Source organism: Aquirufa beregesia (assembly GCF_011090385.1).
Lineage (GTDB): Bacteria > Bacteroidota > Bacteroidia > Cytophagales > Spirosomataceae > Aquirufa > Aquirufa beregesia.
Genome location: NZ_SEWW01000035.1, coordinates 1 through 394 on the forward strand (window position 1 = coordinate 1; position 394 = coordinate 394).

The 394-nt window shown below is 45.9% G+C and carries 1 protein-coding gene; it reads left to right on the plus strand.

What is annotated here, in order from left to right:
- Window positions 1-30: 30 nt before the first annotated feature.
- The coding region (locus tag EWU23_RS14455; protein ID WP_205753197.1) for a hypothetical protein at window positions 31-394 on the plus strand (364 nt) is incomplete at its 3' end.

The window sequence follows — 394 nt, forward strand, 5'->3', positions numbered from 1 at the left end:
GTAGGATCATTTGCTAAGTTTAGCCTAGCTATGTCAGACCCTCAAACATCTGGCACCGCCTTTACAGGCACGAATACTTTAACGGCACAAGATGCTTATGGTAATACGGTAACAGGCTTTAGTGCAGTAACGAATAACGTAACCGTGACATCGAGCTTGACAGGTACTATTACGGGCTTATCAGGCACGGATAAATTAAGTAGTGCCGGCGACTTTAGTAGTGGCGTAGCGAACTTAAGCAGCTTAGGCTTGAAGTTCACAGGCACATCAGGTTCAGGGACGTTTACCTTTAGTCCAGCTACTGGAGCACCAGTAACTTCTGGTTCTATCACGTTAAATTCTGGAGCTGCAACAAAATTGATCATCACGGGCAGTGGAAGTCAAGTAGCAGGAG